The sequence below is a fragment of the Pseudoalteromonas sp. 2CM28B genome (assembly GCF_023161935.1).
In genome coordinates, this window is record NZ_JALNTH010000004.1 from 12,757 (window position 1) to 35,377 (window position 22,621).

14 protein-coding genes are annotated in these 22,621 nt (G+C 39.2%); 2 read left to right on the forward strand and 12 right to left on the reverse strand.

The genetic code is table 11. The features are described from left to right. Nucleotides 1-102 precede the first annotated feature (102 nt). Complete coding sequence (gene syd, locus MTN96_RS06825; protein WP_121637249.1) at nucleotides 103-642, reverse strand: SecY-interacting protein; 540 nt, start codon at nucleotides 640-642, stop codon at nucleotides 103-105. Nucleotides 643-701: 59 nt separating this feature from the next. On the opposite strand from syd, the gene queF reads away from it, so the two are divergent. Further along, nucleotides 702-1,547 carry an NADPH-dependent 7-cyano-7-deazaguanine reductase QueF gene (gene queF, locus MTN96_RS06830; RefSeq protein WP_121637248.1) on the forward strand — a complete coding sequence of 282 codons (846 nt, stop codon included), beginning with the start codon at nucleotides 702-704 and terminating at the stop codon, nucleotides 1,545-1,547. 65 nt (nucleotides 1,548-1,612) lie between these two features. On the opposite strand, the gene MTN96_RS06835 is transcribed toward queF, so the two are convergent. Genes MTN96_RS06835 through MTN96_RS06845 form a run of 3 tightly spaced genes read right to left on the reverse strand, consistent with a single transcriptional unit; the run spans nucleotide 1,613 to nucleotide 7,901 of the window. Next, on the reverse strand, nucleotides 1,613-2,494 hold the full coding sequence (locus MTN96_RS06835) for a peptidylprolyl isomerase (RefSeq protein WP_121637247.1): 882 nt from the start codon (nucleotides 2,492-2,494) through the stop codon (nucleotides 1,613-1,615). Between the two features lie 20 nt (nucleotides 2,495-2,514). Next, on the reverse strand, nucleotides 2,515-6,198 hold the full coding sequence (locus tag MTN96_RS06840) for a translocation/assembly module TamB domain-containing protein (RefSeq protein WP_248531074.1): 3,684 nt from the start codon (nucleotides 6,196-6,198) through the stop codon (nucleotides 2,515-2,517). Further along, nucleotides 6,198-7,901 (reverse strand): autotransporter assembly complex family protein, encoded by a 1,704-nt coding sequence (locus MTN96_RS06845; RefSeq protein ID WP_374274985.1) that lies wholly within the window; start codon nucleotides 7,899-7,901, stop codon nucleotides 6,198-6,200. The genes MTN96_RS06840 and MTN96_RS06845 overlap by 1 nt, the downstream gene beginning before the upstream one ends. 238 nt (nucleotides 7,902-8,139) lie before the next feature. Here MTN96_RS06845 and MTN96_RS06850 point away from each other — a divergent pair, with 238 nt between their 5' ends. Further along, nucleotides 8,140-8,475, forward strand: coding sequence for a ribonuclease E inhibitor RraB (locus tag MTN96_RS06850; protein ID WP_024033700.1), 336 nt, complete (start codon nucleotides 8,140-8,142; stop codon nucleotides 8,473-8,475). Between the two features lie 16 nt (nucleotides 8,476-8,491). Here the strand turns inward: MTN96_RS06850 and MTN96_RS06855 are convergent, their stop codons facing one another. The 8 genes from MTN96_RS06855 to MTN96_RS06890 all read right to left on the reverse strand — a co-directional run bounded on the left by MTN96_RS06855 (nucleotide 8,492) and on the right by MTN96_RS06890 (nucleotide 22,519). Beyond that, nucleotides 8,492-10,243, reverse strand: coding sequence for a DEAD/DEAH box helicase (locus tag MTN96_RS06855; protein WP_248531076.1), 1,752 nt, complete (start codon nucleotides 10,241-10,243; stop codon nucleotides 8,492-8,494). A gap of 171 nt (nucleotides 10,244-10,414) precedes the next feature. Continuing rightward, nucleotides 10,415-10,717, reverse strand: coding sequence for an H-NS histone family protein (locus MTN96_RS06860; RefSeq protein ID WP_004585960.1), 303 nt, complete (start codon nucleotides 10,715-10,717; stop codon nucleotides 10,415-10,417). Nucleotides 10,718-10,950: 233 nt separating this feature from the next. Beyond that, nucleotides 10,951-11,181 (reverse strand): hypothetical protein, encoded by a 231-nt coding sequence (locus MTN96_RS06865; protein ID WP_029774020.1) that lies wholly within the window; start codon nucleotides 11,179-11,181, stop codon nucleotides 10,951-10,953. Between the two features lie 14 nt (nucleotides 11,182-11,195). Next, nucleotides 11,196-13,019 (reverse strand): putative 2OG-Fe(II) oxygenase, encoded by a 1,824-nt coding sequence (locus MTN96_RS06870; RefSeq protein WP_248531077.1) that lies wholly within the window; start codon nucleotides 13,017-13,019, stop codon nucleotides 11,196-11,198. Between the two features lie 60 nt (nucleotides 13,020-13,079). After that, complete coding sequence (locus tag MTN96_RS06875; RefSeq protein ID WP_029774022.1) at nucleotides 13,080-15,917, reverse strand: TonB-dependent receptor; 2,838 nt, start codon at nucleotides 15,915-15,917, stop codon at nucleotides 13,080-13,082. A gap of 455 nt (nucleotides 15,918-16,372) precedes the next feature. Then, the gene (locus tag MTN96_RS06880; RefSeq protein WP_248531078.1) at nucleotides 16,373-17,242 is read right to left on the reverse strand and encodes a class I SAM-dependent methyltransferase; all 870 of its coding nucleotides are present in this window, start codon (nucleotides 17,240-17,242) and stop codon (nucleotides 16,373-16,375) included. Between the two features lie 67 nt (nucleotides 17,243-17,309). Beyond that, the gene (locus MTN96_RS06885) at nucleotides 17,310-19,931 is read right to left on the reverse strand and encodes a TonB-dependent receptor domain-containing protein (RefSeq protein WP_064386740.1); all 2,622 of its coding nucleotides are present in this window, start codon (nucleotides 19,929-19,931) and stop codon (nucleotides 17,310-17,312) included. 245 nt (nucleotides 19,932-20,176) lie between these two features. Then, nucleotides 20,177-22,519 carry a DNA polymerase II gene (locus tag MTN96_RS06890; protein WP_248531079.1) on the reverse strand — a complete coding sequence of 781 codons (2,343 nt, stop codon included), beginning with the start codon at nucleotides 22,517-22,519 and terminating at the stop codon, nucleotides 20,177-20,179. Between the last annotated feature and the right edge of the window lie 102 nt (nucleotides 22,520-22,621).

Sequence of the window (22,621 nt, forward strand, 5' to 3'; positions counted from 1 at the left end):
ATCGTTACTTTTTTCTGTAATAACTAAGCAACCTTTAACGCGTCTTGCAAAGGGCTTATCCTGCACAATAATTAACGATTACTGCACATTGGTTTAATTAATCTAAACCTCAAGCGCTTTTAAAAAAGATTCTATATTGGGTGCAAGTACATGATGCGGCTTTTTACCTACGTACTCTAAACATACCTCACCGGTATTTACCTGCACGGTAACCAGTAAGTCATCTTGCTCAGTTAAACCAATGAATAGGGTTTCTGGCTGTTTTAATTTTCGTTTCATTAATACATGACCGGTAATATTTTGTTGCAGCAGGTCAAAATCATCTTTATTCCAAGCTTGTAATAACTCCACACGATGACCATCTATGCTGGCTAAAATGCTACCGCCATACATGTGCCCATAAAACCCATCAACCCCTGCTGGGAAGCTCAGCTCAAGCGCGTTAGCTAAATCTGATAACGAACCTGCGGGGGTTTGCAAAGCACTTTTCCATTGAATATTGCCTTGTGCGTCTACCTCGCCAAACTCGCAAGGGCTAGGCCATTGTTCATCGTGTGCCATAAGCGGATATTTAGCGGTGTTTTTAACGGTTTTTTCACAAAATTGCGTGTGAAGTTGGGCCATTTGCATTGCAACAGACATACTGCGAAACTCATTTAAATTAGATATAATGTCCCTATTGTAACTATTTAAGAGCAAACATGACAGATTACAGCAATTCTCCAGACCTTAAAGGTAGTGTGTTAGGACAATCTACTGAATACGTAGATGTATATTCGCCTAGCTTGCTTTTTCCTATTGCCCGCAAGTTAAATCGTGATGCTTTAAATATTGACGAAGCCGAGTTACCCTTTAAAGGCCAAGATATTTGGACAGGTTATGAGCTTTCGTGGTTAAACGCTAAAGGTAAACCGCAGGTTGCCGTGGCGCTGTTTACTTTTGCGTGCCAAAGCAGCCATATTATTGAGTCTAAGTCGTTTAAACTTTACTTGAATAGCTTTAATCAAACCCGCTTTGAAAGTATTGAGGTGGTAAAACAGCATTTAATTGAAGACTTATCAAATGCGGTAAATAGCGATGTAGCGGTAACGTTATACGCACCTGATGACTATAACTGCTTACCTTGCACGCCATTACCAGGGCAATGTATTGACGATTTAGATATTGAAATAGATAACTACGATATTGACGCCTACTCACTTAAATCAAAAAGTGACACCCTGGTTACTGAGACCCTGCATAGCCATTTGCTTAAATCTAACTGCTTAATTACCTCGCAGCCAGATTGGGCCAGTATAATTATTCGTTACAGTGGTGAGCAAATATGCCATGAGGCACTCTTGCGTTATTTAATTTCATTTAGAACCCACAATGAGTTTCATGAGCAATGTGTAGAGCGTATTTATAGTGATTTAACCACGCAGCTAAACATTAAAGAGCTTGAAGTCTATGCGCGTTATACACGCCGCGGTGGGCTGGATATAAATCCGTATCGTTCAACGCACTATAACGATACGCCTTTTGCGGTAAAAATTAATCGCCAGTAATACCAATCGACTTAAATATCACCATAAAAAAGGAGCTTAAGCTCCTTTTTTATACCCGTTATAAGCTAGTCAATGCGCTTAGTCGGAATAGGCATTGCGCACACATCAATATAATTATGGGCGTATACAAACCAAGGTTCGGTACGATTTTTTCGCGCCTCAATCAATTCTCTAAATGATTGCGAGTCTGTTTTCATAACATTAAAGGTGCTTTTATCACGCTTAATATCGGCTAATACCTCAATGTTTGTAATTGGGTTAAATGGCGTATTAGGAACAGGCTTACGCTGTAAACGATTAAAGTGCTCCATACCTTCAAGCACTCTTCCAAATACGGTAATATTTTTATCAAGGTAGCGCGGACCTTGGCCAATGGTGACAAAAAATTCAGTACTTGCACTGTTTATCTCATTGCCACGCGCCATGGCAAACACACCGTGGCAATGTACCTGCCAAGTCTGTGTATTAGAGGCGTTTTGTGCGACAGCAAAACCGTTTAAAAACCCCGTTACAGGCGCGTACCCATCGCCTTGTAGCTCTGTAATTTTAAGCGGCTGTGCGGTGCTATGGTAAAACTCTGCAGGCACAGTTTTATTAGCCGTTTTAATTGCTTTATTGCCTGAGCTGTCGCCACCTTGTGCTACAAACCCTTCAACAAAACGATAAACACGGGTATTTTTATAAAAGCCTTCTCGTGCAAGTTGTTTTATGTGCGCAGTATGTTTAGCTGCAAGCTGTGGGTTAAGCTCAACATAAGCCGCCCCTGTAGGCAGCGTAATTTTTAAAACATTATGCCTGTCTACATTTCGCCATTCGTGAGCTTTAGCGTGCTTTATTACCTCGCTTGCGCTACGGGTTGGGGTTTGTTGAGTGCCCGCGTGTTGCTCTGTGTATTGGGCGCACCCAGTTAATCCTGTTATTAGTGCTGCTAAATATAGTCCTTTCATATAACCCTTATACTGCCTATTTAGTCCCAATCAAACTTATAGAGTAAATCAACATTTTGATTTAAACCACTGGTGATCTCTACATAAAACTGCGAAAGCAGCTGATAGCGAATAGCGACCTCGCTGAGCGAGTCAAATACCCCTACGCTGTATTTAACTTGTAAGCTAGGCGCTACATAGCCCGATATTTCAAGCTTAGTGTTATCGCCAGAGCCCGTTGAACTTAAGCTTACATCAGATAAACCAATGGTTTCGCCAACTTTAGATACAACGCCTTCACTGCGGCTCACCCCTTGTGAAAGCAATAACTGAGTAAGCATGGCATCGCTTGAACTGTCGCCCTCGCCTAGCGGCTGCCCATTGAGTAAATAGGCCAGCGCTTGTGCTTGATCCATTGCCGGCTCAGAAAATACTTTTAAGGTAGGTTGCTCAACGTTACCAGTAAGCGTAACACCAGCCACAACATCGTTTGCTGTGGTGTCTGGATTACGTATGGCTTTAATATTTAAAAATGGTTGCTCAATCGAGCCACTAAAGCCAATTTGCCCAGTACTAATAATTAAATCTTGGCCAAAAGCTAAATACGTACCATCGATTAAATTTAGCTCGCCGGTGGCAATTATAGGGGCGCCCTGGCTCATTTTGATGGCTAAATCGCCCGCTATTTTCGACTCAAGACCAAACGATTCTATTTTTACATTGTTTTTAACAATCACTTTTAAATTTACATCGTAATCAAACGGCACGTTTTCTGCCGTTTCAGTTTGTTGATCAACAATAATCTCATCGTCGCTCACTTGAACGGCGCCCTCTGGCAGCTCTTCAATCATTACCCTGCCATAAGGCACAATCACTTCGCCAGACAGCTTTAATGCATTATTTGCAAGTCCAATGGTTAAATCAGGCGATACTTTAAACGTAACGCCTTGCTGCGCACGTACAAAAAACTGCTCGCCGTTAACGCTTACATTTACCTCAGGCTGGGCGCCTTGCCAATCTACGTCGCCGGTTAGGTTGATTTTACCGCCTTGGGTGTCGTTTAAATTACCTTTAATTGTGGCGGTGGTTTTATCAAATAAAATGTTTACGTTAGATTTTTGCAATACCACCGGCAATTGCTCACCTTCTAAATTAATATCACTGACATTTAGTTCACCATTTAATAGAGGGTCTTGCAAAGTGCCGGCTACTGCCACGTTTCCTGTTATATCGCCTTTTAATTGCTCAAGGGTTTCGAGAAATGGATGTAAGTCTGATAGCAATATTTTATCTATATTAAGGTGACCGTTTAATGTTTGCTGATTTTGAATATCATCAATATTAATTTCGGTGGCTATTTTACCTAGCACACTTGAGCGTAAATCGGCCTCTAGCTTACCCGTTTGAGAATCAGTGTAGGCACTGACTTTTAGCGTTTCGATGGGTAATCTAAACCGGTCTTCCTCTGAGGTAAGAACAGCAACAAGGTCGTGCGCATTTAAATTAGCGCGAAGTGTTTTTAATGCTCCCTCGTTCCAATTTGCAGCAAAGTCGCCGCTTATATCTCCACGCGTACGCATGTTATCTGGTAAAAAGTGTTTAAGCTCTTCAAGCGCTAAATTGCTCAACGTAGCATTAAATTGACCCAAGTTTTTAGTTTGCGCTAGGGTGTTAATACATAGCTCACTTTTGTTTGAGCGCCAGCAATGTGCACTCACATCAAAATCGCTGGTTTGGGTATTAAACATCACCGCAATTTTTTTACTATTACTAAAGCTGAGCTTTTTGTCACTTAGCGTTATGTTACTGAGCGAGCCATTCCATACGTTATTATTGAGCTTACCGGTTACTTCAAGCTCAGCAGCGCCTTGCTCTGCATCTATGGCGGCCACCAGCTGATGGTCGGTTTTATCGCCAGTGGCAGTTAGCTCAACACTATTAATTACCTGATCAGCAACCATTGCTGAGCCTACGTTTAAGCTCACATCGGTTTGCCAATCTGCGGCTGTATCGAGCTGACCTTTAAGGGCGAGTTTATTAACGTTTATGTCGTTATACATAAAGTTATCGAGTAATAACGATAAATCAACGGCAGGGGTTAAACGGGGTCCTCTAACTTTTAAATCGGCCTTACCGTTTGCAACAAATGGCAGATTAGTTTGCTCATTTCCTGTCAGTGTTACTTTTCCGTCAACCTGCCAAGTGTCGTCAACTTGCCCGCTCAAGGTTAATTTATTGGCACCGCTACTTAAATACAGGCTGTCTATGTTGGCCTTTAGCGTATTATTCAGTGTAAAGTTTGAGGCAAATTCAAGCGGTGTTTGGTTCAGTGTACCTGCAAGTTGTGTATTATCCATTTGCAAGTGCCAGTTTTGCCCTTCGCTATTAAAGCGCCCTTCTAGCTGGCCAGAAATATTACTTGTAAGCGCATCTGTTAAGTATTGCGCTTTTAAGCTATTTAACGAACCGGTGAAATCGGCTTGTATGCCCTTTTGCCAATTAACATTACCTTTAAATATTGCACTACTGTCGTTTGCTTTTAAGCTTAAGGTACTTAGCTGCGCTTGGCTAAGCGAGCCGTTTAATTGCGTGTTTAATACTACCGCTGGATAGGCACCTAATTGACTATGCGCTTTTAAACTTAGCGTGTAATCATCCGCATTACCCGAGGCTGATAAATCAACATTATTTACTTTTAGCTCGTTACTTTGAGCGTCAATCAACCATTGCTCAACTTTACCAGTAAGTTCAAACGGATAATTTTTTTGTTTTAAATTAGCCGTTGCCGTTAAATTTAATGGGTACTGACCAGTCGTGTGTAAATTTATATTTAAATCAGATAGATCACCACTTAACGCTAAATTCGCTTGGTGCAAGTCGCTGTTTAGCGCTACTTTAGCGTTTAATGGTAAGTTACCTGCAAGCTCACTAGTTAATTCTGTATTTAGTTGCCATTGTTGGTACTGCGCGCTAAGCGTTTGTAAGTTAACTTTTTCATCTTCTACATTTAATACAAGCGCTATATTTTCGATTGTGTGAGTTTGCTCACCTTGCTCAATATCTACCTTTTTAACGTCAAACTGCTCTACCCGTAAATTAAGGGGCGATGTAAATTCTATATCTGGTAACGCAGGCAGCGCTGTTAGCGCCTGGCCTTGATTAGCCGTTGCTTGATTAGATGAGGCGGGTTGCTCTTTAAGCTTTACCAATACATCACTAATAGTTAGGCTTTTTAGTGCTAAGGTTGCATCTTCAGCTTTCGCTGCAAGGGTAAAGTTATTTACGGTTACATCAGCACTGGAATGATTTAATACAAATTCGTTTATTGCTACATTTTTAACGGCAATATTAAAGGGAAACGTAATTTTAGCTAATGGCTCTTGGTTGCTCTGTTGTGTGGCTTCAGGTGTATTGCCAAGGGCAAGTTTGATTGACCGCGCACTTGCATTTTCAATACATAGGCCATCGCACTGCCACCAAAATAAATCTATTTTAAGCTGCTGCGCTTTAAAATCTGTACTGTGGTTTTTAAAGCTCACATTAAACGGGTTGTTATATAAAAAGCGCCCTTTTTTAATCTCAATATGTAAGCCGTCCACCATTTTATTGGCACTATAAGCAATAAATTGATTACCGGGCGCAGTAAATAACAAACAAAATATAATAACGGCAAGCGTGATTAAAACGCCGATGACGGCGGCGGATATTTTTTTAAATACTGACATTAAATTTCTGGCCCTATGGTAATGCTTAAACGTGTGCTTTTACTTTCTTTAGTAAGCCCCCATGCATGGTCTACTTTCACAGGGCCAATGGGTGTTAAATAACGAAAGCCAAAGCCTGCGCCCACTTCAAAGTCGTCCGAAAAGTCATTTGTGGCGGTACCGCCATCAACAAATAAAGCTGCTCGCCAATTTTGTGCAAATTGGTAATTGTATTCAATAGTACTGGTTAATAAGTATTTACCACCGATTAAATCACCGTCTTCATCTTCAGGAGAAATAGACTGATAAGCAAAACCACGTACACTTTGGTCACCACCAGCATAAAAGCGCAGCGAGTAAGGTACGTTTTCAATATTATCGACCAGCATGGCGCCCACGTTTGCTTTTAAAAAAACTAAGTGTTTATCTAAATAGGTTCGCAGCCACGCATGCTGCAGCTGCACCCGCACTAAGTTTGTGGTTGAAAGTACATCATCTAAACCAAACTCAGCCGAAATTAGCCACTGCTCACCCCAATAAGGCGTTGTGCCTCCTTTTGACTTTTTACGGGCATAGCTAATACCGGGCATAAACATTTCGGTGCTTTCTTCTGGTTCATCACCAATGCGGTATGTTTCTTGGTCTCGACGTAAAAAGGCCGTGCGTACCCATTTATCTTCAGTTAACCATTGGCGCTGCAGTTGGCCGGTCAGTATTTCACTGTATATGTCATCGGCAAGTTCATCTTCTAACTTGTAACCCACTGATAAACGCCATAAATCGTCGTTAGGGTCATCTACCGGAATGGTGTACGCCATAGAAATATCTTGCTGTTTCTCAGCTATATTTAAATTGCTTTCCAGATAATGCCCGTCTTCTGTGATCCAGGGTTTACTCCATTTAAAACGCACTTTCGGGCCCAGCTCGGTATTAAAGCCACCGCCTACTTCGTAGCTATTAGCAGGTTTGTGTAGCACATCAATATTTATAGGCACTTGTCCGTTGGCTCTTGCTGGTATATCGGCATAAATACGCACGCTTGCAAAATACGGTGTGCTTGAGAGCTCAAGGTTATAATCGGCAATTTGTGTGGCTTTATAAGCTTGCCCTTGGGTAAAAGGTGCAAGTGAACGAATGTATTTTTCTGCGGGGGTTTCGCTGGCAATGATTATATTGCCATACGTGTAGCGCACGCCGGTATCTATATTAAATGTAATAACAGCACTGTTTTTTTGTACTGATACAGCAAGCTTTCGGGCTGGCCATTTGGCATCAAAATAGCCTAGCTCTAATAGCATTGACTCTATTTTTTTATGAGCTGAGTCGTACCTGCCATGATTAAGAATATCGCCCTGGGTTAAATTTAAATTTTTAACAACGTTTTGTAATTGCGAGTCGTTTTTACCCTCACCATTAAGCGTTATATTAATAGCTTCTATGCGCGTTGCAGGGCCGCGCTCTACTTTAACGATAAGCTCTTTATCGTCTTTATCAAACTCAATGTCTACTGTTGGGTTGTAATACCCCAGCGCTTTAATACTGCTTTGCACTTGCTTTTTAGCATAACGGCGCAAGGTTCTGGTGGGTTTTTCGCCAACCAGTTGTTTTAAATAGAGCTCAACGTTACTTTCTAACTCGCCACTAATCCCTTTAATTTCGTAATCTTCAATTACCCTTTGCTCAGCGCTGGCTTGAGTGCTTATAAAAAAAGCTAAAAAAAACACAAAACGTAATAACTGTTTGAACAAGTAAATATCCTTACTTTTTATTCTTTAAAATTTAACCACCAATGAGTTGCATACTACCATAGCCATAATGAGCAACACATTAACTTAATGGTAATCTTGCACCAAATTTCACTCCCCTTTAAAAGCCTATAAAGTTAAAATTAATACGCTTTAAAGCAATATTTTGGTTACAATAGTGGCTACGAATACAAAATTAATTTTAAATGAGTTTTTAATGCAATTCCCTGATGATGATAACGGCCAACTTTTAGCCGAAATAGCCGCTGCTGGCGTTGATTTAAGCAAAATGCACCAAATCGATTTTTTCATTTTATTTGAACAACAAGCTGATGCAGAAAAATTTGCCAAAGAAATAATCTCTGATGCATTAGTACAAAGCGCAAACGTTGAAAAGTGTAAAGACACTGGCGTGTGGGAAGTGATTACTCATGTACAAATGGTGCCAGAGCACACATTGCTTGGTCAAGCAGAGCAATACCTTGAAAGTATTGCTAATAGTTACAATGGCTATGGCGATGGCTGGGGTTTAATGGACGAAGACGCCGCTTAACAAAAATCAGTTAAGCTTAGCCGCTTAACTGATTAGCTTTTCTAAAGCTGCCAGTGTAATCAAATAATTTATCAGATACCTTCCAGCCATACTTTTTACTTTTACGCGCGATAACAAAATCGGGATGCACTAAATCAAACTGTGCCTTAATAACCTGCTCAGCACTTTTAAATTCGACAGGCGCTTGCCCCTGCCCTAGGCGTTTACCAAACTGTTTATTAAAAATATACTGCCCGCCTTTACTGGCAAGGTTATATACCTCATCGCAACTTGCACCATCTTCATCAAAGTAGGTTATTTTAATTAAATCATCTTTAAGTTTTACCACTGATAACCCACTACAGCGCAGTACTAACGCATCTTTTAAATTAAGGGCGTTACGTAGCTTGTCGTCGGGGTCGGCCATTACTGCGCCGCAATCATGGCATTTACGAGCTGCTATATCGTTTTGAGCGCCGCATTGTTCGCACTCTTTAAACCTAAACCGATAATCGCATTGCTCTTTATGGCCTTCGTCATCTTCTAATAAACCTTGGCAGCGCCTGCCAAAATGCTCAACTACTTTGCCATCAGCATCGGTTTTTCCCCAAAAAATATTTGCAAACCCACACCCAGGGCAAAGCACTTGAACGGGCTCATTATCGCTATCACCTTTTTTATCGCCCACCTCAGGGTGAAATAAATCAAAGCCGTTGCCTGCGTAATCTATAACTAAGCAGTCTGTTTTTCCTTCATTTAGCCTAAGCCCACGGCCAACAATTTGCTGGTATAAGCTAACCGATTCGGTGGGGCGTAAAATAGCGATAAAATCGACATGCGGCGCATCAAATCCGGTAGTTAAAACAGAAATATTAACGAGGTATTTTATGTTTTTTTGTTTAAATTGATTTATTAATTTATCGCGTTCTGCATTTGGGGTATCGCCAGTTATAAGGGCACTTTGCTCTGCGGGTAAATAAGTTAAAATTTCTTGCGCGTGCATCACCGTTGCCGCAAATATCATCACGCCTTGGCGGGTTTCACTGTATTGTATTACCTGCTTCAGTATAGCTTGCGTTGCGCGCTCACTATTTTTTAAAAGCGCATTCATGTCATCAGTCGTATATTGACCAAACGCATTAGTAGCCAAGGACGAAAAATCATAATGACTAATTGCCGCGTCCACTTCATTTGGCGGCGTTAAGTAATTATGTTTGATCATATACCTGAGCGGTAATTCAAATATACAGTTTTTAAATGGACTTTCTTTATTACCTTTTACAAAACCATGGTAATGATGATGGTATATCCACCCCATTCCTAATCTATAAGGTGTGGCTGTTAAACCCAATACTTTTAACTGAGGATTATATTCTTTGAGCGCATTTATAACCTTTCCATATTGGCTTTTTTTATCACCATTTACTCTGTGGCACTCATCAATAATAAGCAAAGAATAATGCTCATTTAATTTATTTAAATTACGCGATAAAGACTGAACACTGGCAAAGGTAACTTGGTGGCTGAGTGATTTTTCTTTTAACCCTGCTGAAAATATACTCGCTTCTAAACCAAAACTTTTATATTTTTGTGCGTTTTGTTCTACCAACTCTTTAACATGTGCAAGCACCAAAATTTTTTGCTTAGCAATTCGCGCAAGCTCTGCAATTACAAGGCTTTTACCCGCACCGGTAGGCAGTACAATCACGGCAGGATCATTTGTTTTTCGAAAATGTAAAACAGTGCGCTCTACGGCCTCTTGCTGATACGGCCTTAATTTATAGCTCATGAAAATAGTAAATAGAATAACCAGAAATGCAGTTTAACAAATACTAAGCGACTGCGGGGAGTTTAAGGTAAGTTTTGGCCAATTAAATCTCGCCTACAAAGCGTAAGCCTAAGTTTAGTTATTAAATTATACGCCATTAAAAAGAGAAGCCGTGGCTTCTCTGTTACTTTATTAAGCTAGGTGCTTTTGTAAATCAACACCTTCAAACGCTTTAGGGCGACGACCACGACCGGTCCATTCAATCACTTCGCCATCTACTTCAATACGATACTTAGCTTTTACTTTAGTACGTTTATCTGCAGTACCGTCTTGTAAATCTTCTAACGTAAGTCCTTTTTCTTTTAAAAGATCCAACACTTCCTGTTTAGCTTGTAGCTGCTCAGTATATTTTGCAATCGCATCAGTGATTAATTGTTGTGCTTTTTCTAGCTCAGTTAATGATGCTGTTTTAATAAAAGATCGAACTTCTTTCATTTATATCTCTCTTGCTTGTTGGAGTTAACTTTTTAGTTTCAAAGCAAGTATAAACCCAACAATATATTTTTACCATGAGCAATTTTACTCCATAGCAAAAGGTATAAAAGCAAATACTTTAGCATGAGAAATCAGCATAGAATAAGTATAGTAATGGACTTTAATATCAAATAAAAAATATTTAACCTCTATTAATTTTTTAATAGAGGTTAATAAACTTATAAAGTTAAAGTCTATTTATCAATTTTTACACTACCACGGGTCATCTCTCTCATTGCCTCTTGGCTTAATTTTTCTTGGTAAGCAATTTGTTCAGGTGTTCTACACACTCTTGTTGCAATGTTGCTACCTGTGGTTTTTTCGAGTTTACATATTTTGCCATCGCTTTCACTGGCTTTAAGTGCTGCTGCACTAGTGCAACCTGAAGCTAAAATTACTAATAATACGGTACAAAGATGTTTCATTGTTTATCCTTAATTTAAGTGTGTTGAGGGAGTATGTCATAAGCAATTGTTACTCGTTCCATTTCACTATTTAGGGTATTAGTCCCATGCCAAAAATAGGATGGAAATTGAATAAGTTTGCCTTCCTCTGGTTTTAATGTTGTCTCAGGTAAAAGCTTAGTGTGCATATTAAATCCTGGCTCACCTAGCTTTAACCACCCTTCTTGGTTGGTTGATTCAGATATCAGCGTGGGTATAGATACATAAAATGGTGAACTCATCCAACCGTGGCTGTGATAATGATTTTTATGAAAACCTTTATCTTTCAGAATTACCGACCATGAATCAGTTACTTTAAAATCACCAACATTTCTTTTTAAAAAAGGGTGTTGATTATCTTTTGGAAGCCTTGATAAAAAGCATGACGTTAACTCGTATAGCTCCTGCTTTAGTATTTTTAGTATCGGCAGTTGATAATCAAATAACTTTTCTGCGGTTTGAGAACCATTCACTAAAGATTGCTCTAAAGGATGGTTTTGATAATAATGATACTGTTTTAACGTACCTTTAAGCTCAGTTAAAAAATCATCTATAGAAGCAAAGCCAGAAGGTGTTGCTATTTTCTCCTGCATAACAAATAAATCATAATTGCAGTAATATGAGTACAGCTCGCTTTTTAGTAATCTCAATGCTGTATTTTTAATACACAAGTACTCTTGGTTATATTCGACTTGATTTAATAACTTATTTATAATGTTCAATGCGTGTTCTGGTTTATCTATCGCAATATAGCTTTTGGCTAATTCTATGTACGCGTGATTATTCTTAAACCTATTACTGGCAGCTAAATGGGTCTTTAAAGATTCATCAAATAAGCTGTTTTCACGTTCGTAATCACCCACTATAGAAAACGCTTTTTGTGGGCAATTGCTTTGAGAGAGTATTTGCTTTGCTATTTTGTAAGCCTCAGTTTGCTTACCCGATGTATAAAGCTTTTGTGCAAGCTCAGCTTCCAGTGCAGTATTTTTTCCAGTTATTTTTAAAGCATGGTTATATGAGGATAAAAAACCAGAGTCTGCAGTTTCCCATAGCATTTGGTTTAGCCAATGATGACTGTCTAAATCTAGCGGGTTGATAGTTGTTAGTTCTGTATATATTGCTTTGGCTTTTTTAAACTTACCGGCTAAGTGATAGCAGCTGGCCATATTTTTTTTAGCTTCAACTAAACCAGGGCTTAATTTTAAGCTTTGCTCAAAAGTTATAATTGCTTTATCCCAAAAGCATAAAGCTTTTAAAGCCAACCCTTTACTATTGAGAATACTAGCATCAGCACCAAAATTGCGAATATAATCATCTGTGAGCCTATCGACCTCAGTAAACTTCTCAAGCTTTAAGTCTGTTTTTATTTTTGCACTGAGAATAACTGCATTTTGAGGGGATAGTGTAAATGCTTTATCAATGTATTCTTTTGCTTTAGTAAATTCATTCTTTTTAAAGTACAAAACAGAGATATTATAAAGTGTTTCTATATCGTCACTATATATAGCCAATACATTTAAATATTGTTTTATTGACTTATCAGGTTCACCCAACAAGTTATATAATTTTGCTTTATTTACATTTAAATGAAAATGACGTGGACTTAGTTTAATACCTTTTTCAATCTCGGCTAAACATAATATATAATCTTTTTTCTTTTGGTATGCTATAGATTTTAAGTGATGAAGGTGCGCTACAATACTCGATTCATTACTTTTAATCGAATTAGCAATTTTTAATGCCTTAAGGAAATTATTATTATTAATTTCCTTAAGGATTAAGTTGCTTACATCTTGAAATGACATGCCTTGGCTTTGCATATGTTCTCTTAAATAATAAAAAGGCCGATAATATACCGGCCTTAGCATTAAAGCTTATGCTTAGAATGAAATAGTTGTACCTACAAAGAAGTTACGACCGATGTACTTATACAACGTAGTATCTGTATTGGCATCATCATAATCGCTGTAATATGGAGGCTCTTCATCTGTTAGGTTATCTATACCACCACGTAACGAAACATGCTCGTTAAGTTGGTAAGTACCACTTAGTGTATGTGATACAAACGAGTCAGCTTCTGGTGAATAGTAATCCGCAGGGTCTCCATCAAATAATGCAACTGATTCTGTAACAAGCGAATCTACATACATCACTTTGTATGAAACAGTCCAATCATCACCGGCTGCACGTAAGCTTACATTATGTTTCCACTCAGGAATTGAGCCAGAACCACTTGATGCAACACCTACGTAATCTTGAATAGGCTCACCAGCAAACTCTTGTACTTCCCATTTAGAGATGTAAGAAGCTTCCCAATCAGCTCTCCACGCTAAGCCAGCAGCGTCAAAGCTATATTGAGCGTTGAAATCTACGCCCGATAGGTTCCAAGTAGAAAGGTTTTGATCAAGTGATGGAGTACCATCAAAGTTACCCGTTGCATCACGTACAACACCTTCACAAAGTGCAAAAGAACCACCTTGTCCACCTTCTTCACCCGCGCTATAACATTTATCTAGCTTAGTCGTAATACCAACAGAGCTTATTACGTTATCTACTTCAATATCGTAGTAATCAACAGTAAAGCTTAGCCCTTCAATTGGCTCAACAACAAGACCAACTGTAAATGTATCAGCAGTTTCAGGACCTAGGTCTGGGTTACCGCCAACAACCGCACGAAGTTGACCACTGTTTTGTGCAAACGTACCATCTGAAGGAATTAGGCCGGCTGCTGCATCAGAAGCACAGGCTGTTTGGTATCTAGAATCAAAGCCAGCACCACCAAAACCAGTACAAGGGTCTGTATAATTGGTGAAGCTATCTGACTGACCACCGTAAAGCTCACTTACACTTGGTGCGCGAAATGCTGTTGATAATACAGAGCGAAGCATAACTTCATCTGTCATACGCCAAGTTAGACCTAACTTATAAGTAGTATCTGATCCAAACGTATCGTAGTCAAAGTAGCGAAGCGCAGCTTCTAAATCTAAAGACTGAACCAGTGGTAAATCATTCAATAGTGGAACAACAAGCTCTACATATGCTTCGTCAACTTTATAGCCACCAGAAGTTGGCTGTACGGCATTACCTGAACCGATACCTGATGAAGAGAATGCATCTGGTTGATTAAATGCTGATTCTTCACGGTGCTCTAGACCAAATGCAAAGCCAACAACACCAGAAGGCATTTCAAATAAATCACCCGAAATTGAAGCGCCTAAGTGGTGCATTTCTGTACCTGAAGTACCCTGATCGGTGTAACGCAAGTAATCGGCATCTGACTGTGAAAGCGCGCCTTCACCGAAGTAGTTAATACATGGAGCAGATGCATCGTTGCCTGTAACCGTGTAATCACTAGGCGAACCTGTAACCGAGACACCTTCACAGTTTTCATTTACTGACGCTATCATTTTGTCTACGTTGATGTAGTTTTTAGAACGGTCAATAGCGCTATTTCGACCATATGTATAGAACACATTCCAAGCGTATTGATCAGCGATAAAGCCCTCTAAACCAGTCGTAAATTGTGCTGTATTTACTTCTTGCTCAAATACACGGCCACCCATTTCTGACATACGACGCAGTGGTAACATGTCTACATTGTCGCCAGGAGTTGCAAAATCATACAAGCCTGAGAATGGGTAAACTTCTGGATTTTGACTTAATACCCAACTACGACCATCAACACTGTATGTGTAGTTGATAGGTGCTGGTGCCATTTGCTGCGTTGAGGTACGGTTTGTGTAGTACGCTTCTGCAAAAAAGTTTAAGTTATCTGCTAATTCATAATTACCTAACACGCTCACATTATAACGAGTTGCAGGCGTAGATAAGTATGAAGCAGAAGAGTAGTTATAGGTATCGTTGCCTTCGCCACTACCCACATATGTGTGATAGCCAGTATCAGTTGATGAACCGTTACCGCCAGGCTCAAACTGAACTCTTCTACCATCATCTAAGATTGCATTCATACCTAAAGAGTTACCAGAACCGGCACAAAAACGCTCACCGCCACTTTCTGCGTATGGACATGCTGAATAATCTCGGTCGCTAGCACGTACAGTACCACGGTCGTAAAAACCAACGTTTACAACAACATTACCTTTATCACTGCTCACACCAAAGGTGCTGCTTAAGCTAGCTTCTTCACCGTCACCTTCACCTGTCTCTGCATAGCTGGCATCTAGCTCAAAGCCTTCAAAGTCATCGCGCATGATAATATTAACCACACCAGCAAGAGCATCAGAGCCGTAAACAGCTGATGCACCGTCTTTTAAAACCTCTATGCGTTTTACAGCGCTAAAAGGAATGGCATTAAGATCCACGGTAGAAGATGCACCAGTACCTGAGGCAATCATACGGCGTCCATTGACAAGTACCAATGTACGTGATGAACCCATACCTCTTAAGTTAACAGTTGCATTACCATTACCGCCATTATTTACAGCAGCAGTTAATCCGCCCGACTGAGCGGTAAGGTTTTGTAACGCATCGGAAATATTTGAAATACCCTGAACTTTCATATCTTCAGTAGTAATAATGCTCACTGGTGAAGCGCTTTCAAGATCTGCACGTTTAATTCGTGAACCGGTAACCTCTATACGCTCTACCTTTTCAACTCCCTCTTCAGCAGCAATTGAATTTGCTGAAAATACAGCTGTAGATGCCGTACCAAAAGCAATCGCTAAGCGCACCGCTTTTGAAACTTGGTTATTTAACATTGGATTCTCCCTGAAATAATTTTATTTATATATTTATTGTTTTAGCCATTAAATAAATAGCTTAAGAAGTGAAAGTACCGCTTCTTTTGTGAATGTTAGTATCAATATATAAACATAGTCAACACATTAAAAACCAATAATTCACATCAATTTAAATATAATTAATATTAGTTTATTTCGATAAAGGGGACAAAAAATAAAGTATGAATATACCAATAAACGGAACAATGCATTTTTGAAAATAAAACGTAAAATACTTCTACTTATTTACATTTATAAAGGTGTTAACAAGGTAATTTAAAATTTATAAATGACAAGGTGACCAAGAACAATGTTTAACAAGTCGCCAAAAAGTAAAGGAATCGGGAGCTGCAGCTCGTATGGCCTTTGGAATACCATCAAAGCTGCTAGATTATTAATGTGCAGAACAGAACAAATTTTAGTAATGGGGCTAGCTATTTGCGTCCTTTGTAAAGCGTTCCGATATATTCATTATTAGAGTCAACTAAAGCCTCTTTAAATGTTTTATCGCCTAACAATAACAACTGGCTAATATCCTGAGAGTTTAACGCCGCTTGCTTTAAGTCACTTAACCTAAAGATCAGCCCTTCGAGCTCTTGAGTAAATAATTGATAAGCGCTTTCTAAATCAATTTTTCTATTATTCAAAATAAACTGAAAAAAGTCGGGATACCGTGTTCCATTAACTGCGTGAGGGTGTACTTGTCTTTCAAGCTGGATAAGGTTATTTATTGTTTTTATCAAGCTATTAACCTGAGCATTATCATCTTTTTTCAGCTCATCAATTAGCTGCTTTAAAGGAGTTAACAAGTCACTACGTACACGTACAGCAGACTCCAATATAAGCACATTTGGTTTAACTATATCTGAATCTATTTCGTGGCAAACAATTTGATATAACCCACCCGGTTTTAATACTCTAAATAATTCAGAAATGCTCTTCGAAAGCTCACTGTATTCAATTGCAAATTGAGCCACTATCGCATCAAATTCATTATTTTCAAAAGGTAAGGACTCTGCACTTACATCTGATAAAATACTAGAGTCGGGCACGCCTGTAACGCTCTTTGCCACTGTTGCTTTATCAATACCAATAAAGCTCAGCTGATCTTTACTACTATCGTGTATAAGCTGTATCAGTGCACCATTGCCTGTGCCTATGTCTAGTATTTTACACTGTGGACTAAGCTCAGTAGCAAAACTTGTCCAGCTCTGCTTGAGCTTGCCTGTATAGTTTTTCTTAATATCCTGCCCAAATGAAGTTAAATACCCTTGAGACCAATACTCACTCCAATAATTTTCCATAAAAAATCCCCATAAAAAAAGGGCTGAATAAATTCAGCCCTATATATCAACCTGTTTCTAATTAATATTAGAAGCTAATTGAGTAGTTTACACGGTAATCACGACCAAAGTTGTTGTAAAGGTCTTGGTTATCCCATGTACCAGCTGAAGAAAGAACTGGGTCTTCGTCAGTTAAGTTACTTACAGTAAATGTTACAGCGCCGTAAGGACCTGCATTGTAGCTGTAAGTTAAGTTATGGATTAACCAGCTGTCTAAATCACCTGATTGCTCGTAGAAACCATCGCCATCTTCATCAACTTCAGTTTCAGACGTGCTTGCTGTGTAAGTAGAGTTCCAAGATACTGTATGATCATCAAGTGACCAAGAAATTGTTGCTACTGACTTAAGATCAGGTTGGCCAGACCAACCAGCAGTGTCTTGTACAACACCACCTACTTCAGAATCGTATGAAAGTGTTACACTATTAACATTGTTAAAGCGGAAGTCACCAAAATCAGTCTCTACGTTTGCATTAATAGTGAAATCAAAACCTTCAATTTCAAAACCAGCACCGTTAAAGTAAGAAGTACCTGCTTCGATTAGCGTACCTGAAGCAGAGCGCTTAAGGTAGAAAGTTTCATCAGACGTATCTGTATCAACACCTACTGCAGTGATTAGGCCAGCAGCCTCATCAGATAATAAGCCTTGTAGAGATTTAGACTGAATAACATTATCAATAGAAAGTTGGAAGTAATCTAACTTAAAGCTTAAGTTATCGTTTACATCCCATGCCACACCTAAGTTGATGTAATCTGAAGTCTCTGCCTCAAGCTCTGAGTTCTGAGTATAGTATGTGTTGTACTGACGTGATGTAGTAGAACCGTTATTATAATCGATTGCAGATTCAGCAGAGAATGTACGTGCTGCATTAAGTAAATCAAGGCCTGGTGCACGGAACGACTCAGAGTAAGAACCACGAATCACTACGTTATCAGCAACCTGCCAGCGAGCAGATACTGCTGGAGCAACGTTGTCACCAAAGTCAGAGTAATCATCGTAACGAGCTTTTAAGTTCACTTCTACTGTATCAGAAACTGGTAGTACTGATTCGAAGAAAACAGCTGTCACATCACGGTCACCCATTGAAGAGTTACCAGCAGAGCCACCGATTAAGCCAGCTTCAGATTGACCATCGTAAATATCTTCGTAAGTTTGTTCAAAATATTCAACACCTACATAGTGAGCAACAGCACCACCTGGTAGTTCAAATAAGTCAAAACCTAAACCAGCAAAGTATTGGTCAAAAGTAGAGCCTGAGTTTTGTAACGTAGTCGACTTCATGTTGGCAATGCCTTCATCAGAGCCTAAATCGATATCGTTAGCTTCGTTGTATGCTAAACCACTGTAAGAAAGGTAGTACTCACCTACAGATTTGTTATCTGCTTTATTGTGGTGGTAGTAAACTTCCCAAGAAGCGTTGTTCCAATCTAAGTCACCACGTAAACCAGCTGTTAAATCTTGGTTGTAATCATCTACGTTACCATCACGTGTACCAATACCTACCCAACGGAATAAACCATATGCACCGTCTTCACCGTATGGGTTATGCGGGTTATCAGCTGCCATGTTTTCCCATGCTGCAGCCGGTGGAGCGTAACGACCAAATGAAGAGTTTTGTACAAACATTGTTTGAGCAAAGAACTCTATGTCGTCTGTTAGCTCGTAGTTAGCACTAACATATAATGTGTTACGGTCAATTGATGCTGTGTTGTAAGATACATTAGCGAATGCATACATACAGTACTCAGAACCTGGGCCCCAATCTTCGTTTGCATCAACGCGGCGGAAAGTATCTTCACCGTATTCAGAGATTAAATCATCACATAAAAGTGAAGCTGACGCTGTAGAAAAATCAGGTGAAAGTACAGTAGCGCCAAAGTATGACCAACCTACAGTATCTGCAGTGTAAGCTTCAATGTCGCCATCACCGTCTAAATCACCAAGCTGAGCTTTAGTGTAGTCACGGTCAGCATCTGAAATACCTTTACGAGATTGGTGATCGAAAGAGAATGTAATGTTACCTTTATCGTTTGAAACACCACCAACTACAGAAAATTCAGTTGAAGTAGTGCCTTCATCTTGGTCACGGTGACCCGCGCCAATGTTGAAAGTTAAACCTTCAAAGTTCTCTTTCATAATTACGTTAACAACACCTGCCATTGCATCAGAACCATAAATAGAAGATGCACCTTCAGTCATGATATCGATACGTTCAACAGCAGCCATTGGAATAGCATTAAGGTTAGCAGAAGCACCACCTAGTGTTGGTGAACCTGGGAAACGGCGGCCATTTAAAAGTACTAAAGTACGACGTGAGCCAGCACCACGTAAATTGATAGTTGCTTGAGATTGTGCTGAGCTACCAGAACGCTCTGAGAACGAACCGAATGAGTTTAATGAACTAGAACGTAGTGCATCTGCAACTGTGTAGTCACCTTCTAGCTTGATATCAGCAGAAGTAATAGATACTACCGGAGAAGCACCCTCTAAATCTGTACGTTTGATACGTGAACCAGTTACTTGGATGCGTTCTACTTTCTCTGCAGACTCTTCTTCTGCAGCAAATGAACTTGACGAAAATGCAGCTGTTGATACTGCACCAAATGCAATCGCTAAGCGAACTGCCTTTGAAACTTTATTATTTAACATTTGATTCTCCCTGGGTCACCACTTGTTAGAAGCGACTATTATTTAATTATTTTTTGTTGTCACAGTTTGTTAACAGCGACTAAACCAAATACTAAACAAAAAATATCTAAAAGCCAACTACTGTTAACCAAATATTAATTAAAAAAGGGTTTTTTATTGTTTTTTAGCTTAGATGAGGAATAACTGTACAAAAATAAAGCTAAAGCGTAGATTATGTAATCAAAAATTGCATTAATAGGTACAAGTTAGAATAGTTCGAACTGTTTTAGCTCGAAACTGTTTACGTTAACGTTAACAAATTGCGTAACCATTTCTAATAAAGGTACAATTTGTTTGTCTATATACAATGGGTAGTCGTAGCTATGCAGCCCTTGATACAGCTCAACACCGTGGGTTGTGTAAACAAATGTAACAAATTCACCTCTTTTTAGCGTAAATTCACTATTTTGTTTCTGAAACTTTTTTACTGCTTGCACATGTGGAGGGATATTTTTTTGATAGTCGGTTAAGTTTTGACCTAAACGTTTTTTAAAAACCAGCAAATGATCAAATTCGCCACGTAAAAGTTTACTAATGTAATCGTGTACAAGGTCATTTATTTGCTCTGGTTGATCAAAAAGGAGGGTAAATAAATCAAATTGAAACTGTTGAGCCAGTCTAGTCCAGTCACTTCTTACGGTTTCTAAGCCTTTAAAAACCAATTTTGATTCATCCGGCTTTATTAACTGCCCCACATAGCGTTTTTTAGACCCCACGCTTTTACCTCTTATGGTGGGTAAAAAGAATGGGCTGTAAAGCGATTCAAACTCTATTTCTAAATGGCTAGTTAAATTATGTTTAGCGTGTATGTTTTGCTGCCACAATGTGTTTATGTGTTTAGCTAACTGTTTACCTATTTTATTACAGGCCTCAACACTTAAATCATCCGTTAGTTTTACAAAGGTCGAATCTGTATCTCCGTAAATAACACTATAACCTTGCTCTTCAATCCACTTTTTAGTTTGCAGCATTATCTCATGACCACGCAAAGTAATAGAGCTTGAGAGTCGAGGGTCATAAAAACGACAGCCTTGTGAGCCTAATACACCATATAAACTGTTCATTATTATTTTAATCGCTTGGGATAGCATTAAATCGTGATTATCTTTTGCCCGCTGGCGCTGTAGCGCTAGGCTTTTTATAAGCGCTGGTAAATGGTGCTGCTCTCTTGAAAATAATGCGTTATTAAAACCTTCAATACTGTTTTCAGGGTTTTCAATCCCTTCTATTAGTCCAAGCGGGTCTATATAAAAGGTTTGCATAATACTGGGATACAGGCTTTTAAAATCAAGCACTATGACATTTTTATACAGCCCCGGTACCGACTCCATAACATAACCACCTGGGCTTTCGAACGTCAGCCCATGGTCGCCCATATTAGGTGCTACATAACCGCTGCGATGTAATAAAGGCAAATACATGTTTACAAAAGCCGCCACTGAGCCGCCGCGTTTTTCCAGCTCAAGGCCTGTTAATTGTGTGCGAATAACAGCAAAATCGAGAAGTTTTAGCTTATCGAATATTTTATTCACGAGTATGCAGTCTTGGCGATTGTAGTTAGCGAGCGCGAGTTTATCTTCATTAAATTGACGAATAATTTCTTGTAAGCTGTTGCTAGCTTCAATTAATTTAGACTCGCCTAAAATTTCTTTAGCTACATTAGCAAGTGAAAAAGTTTCAAAACTATAAGTGGCATTTTTTAGAGTATCAATGCCATCAATTACACAGCGCCCGGGAATAGAAACCCGTGTAAAATGGCCTTTTCGAACATATAAAGGAAGGTTTCCTCTTCCTAGTAATAGTTTTACCCCAAGTGCCACAGAGCGCTCATAAATAACTGCAAAATCAAACTCAATAACATTCCACCCAATAATAATATCTGGGTCGCACTGCTTAATATGTGTTACAAGTTGCTGTAATAGTGCAACCTCGTCTGCGCACCATATAATAGTATAACCAATCACTGGGTCGTGATGCTCAGGCTCTCCAATCATGATTACGCAATCTAAACCACAGCCTACCAAGCCAATAGAAAACAACACCCCACTTTCATTGCACTCTATATCAAGTGACAACTTAGAAAGCACAGGCGTATAGTCAGCGTTGGTTTTTAATTTAGCATCTAAAATTTCAGTGTAATGTGCATGATCCACTCGTTTACCCGTGATCCACGCCCCGCCTTTAATAAAGCGCTCCATTAAATAACGCTCAATGGGCCTTATATCATCTTCATAAAGTGTAATACCGCGACTTTTTAACGCTTTGCTCGCGCTATAAAAGTGTTTGAGTGAGTAAAAGTAACAGCCACACATATCTTGCTGCTGAAAATTTTTAAGTGAAAGAGGTTTAATTAAAAAGTTTAGTGATTCGGCAGATAAAATGGCTTGAGCTGCTTTTGTATCTGAGTTTTTTATAAAAAATAGTGCGGTTTCATTCTCAGAAATTGTCTTTATTGGTCCATTATCGGTAGCAAACCAAATTTCATATTGTAAACCCTGAGCGCTATCGTGCGCTTGTGCAGAAAGTACAAAACCAGATGTTAAATACACTATCAATAAACCTTACTTATATTTTGTTTTTCTACTTTAAGGCCATGAACGTTAAGGATTGAAAATTGTTCAACCTCAAAATATAAACAGGCCATAATAGGG

What these genes read in the sequence shown, in the direction of transcription:
- syd (WP_121637249.1), bottom strand. Translation starts at nt 642, where the DNA reads ATGTCTGTTGCAATGCAAATGGCCCAACTTCACACGCAATTTTGTGAA.
- queF (WP_121637248.1), top strand. Translation starts at nt 702, where the DNA reads ATGACAGATTACAGCAATTCTCCAGACCTTAAAGGTAGTGTGTTAGGA.
- MTN96_RS06835 (WP_121637247.1), bottom strand. Translation starts at nt 2,494, where the DNA reads ATGAAAGGACTATATTTAGCAGCACTAATAACAGGATTAACTGGGTGC.
- MTN96_RS06840 (WP_248531074.1), bottom strand. Translation starts at nt 6,198, where the DNA reads ATGTCAGTATTTAAAAAAATATCCGCCGCCGTCATCGGCGTTTTAATC.
- MTN96_RS06850 (WP_024033700.1), top strand. Translation starts at nt 8,140, where the DNA reads ATGCAATTCCCTGATGATGATAACGGCCAACTTTTAGCCGAAATAGCC.
- MTN96_RS06855 (WP_248531076.1), bottom strand. Translation starts at nt 10,243, where the DNA reads ATGAGCTATAAATTAAGGCCGTATCAGCAAGAGGCCGTAGAGCGCACT.
- MTN96_RS06860 (WP_004585960.1), bottom strand. Translation starts at nt 10,717, where the DNA reads ATGAAAGAAGTTCGATCTTTTATTAAAACAGCATCATTAACTGAGCTA.
- MTN96_RS06865 (WP_029774020.1), bottom strand. Translation starts at nt 11,181, where the DNA reads ATGAAACATCTTTGTACCGTATTATTAGTAATTTTAGCTTCAGGTTGC.
- MTN96_RS06870 (WP_248531077.1), bottom strand. Translation starts at nt 13,019, where the DNA reads ATGCAAAGCCAAGGCATGTCATTTCAAGATGTAAGCAACTTAATCCTT.
- MTN96_RS06875 (WP_029774022.1), bottom strand. Translation starts at nt 15,917, where the DNA reads ATGTTAAATAACCAAGTTTCAAAAGCGGTGCGCTTAGCGATTGCTTTT.
- MTN96_RS06880 (WP_248531078.1), bottom strand. Translation starts at nt 17,242, where the DNA reads ATGGAAAATTATTGGAGTGAGTATTGGTCTCAAGGGTATTTAACTTCA.
- MTN96_RS06885 (WP_064386740.1), bottom strand. Translation starts at nt 19,931, where the DNA reads ATGTTAAATAATAAAGTTTCAAAGGCAGTTCGCTTAGCGATTGCATTT.